1 pseudogene is annotated in these 290 nt (G+C 76.9%); it reads left to right on the top strand.

Features of this window, described 5'->3' with window-relative positions:
- A pseudogene (locus tag JT723_RS35670) lies at positions 1-290 on the top strand (hypothetical protein); the annotation flags it as partial.

The raw sequence follows: 290 nt of genomic DNA, 5'->3' as shown, positions 1-290 counted from the left end.
ACCGCTGGCGGCCTGACCGAGGCCGAGTACGTGACGATGCTGCTCGACCAGCAGGTCTCCGGGGTCATCTTCTGCGGCGGCCTGAGCGCCGACGAGTACGGCACCCTGCTCCAGCGGGGTGTCCCGGTCGTCCTGCTCAACGCGGCGGTCGACTCGGCGGCGATCCAGGCGGCCCGGCAGCGTGACCGGCCCGCCGCGTCCGAGGGCCGGGCGGGCGTGCGTACCACCGCGTACGCCGCCCGCCCGGCGGGACGCGACGCGCTGCGGCCCCAGGAGCGCGGCGCGGCGAT

This window comes from Actinacidiphila bryophytorum, from assembly GCF_016916835.1.
GTDB lineage: Bacteria > Actinomycetota > Actinomycetes > Streptomycetales > Streptomycetaceae > Actinacidiphila > Actinacidiphila bryophytorum.
The sequence above is the reverse complement of the archived record's forward strand: the minus strand, read 5'-3'. Positions and strand labels throughout refer to the sequence as shown.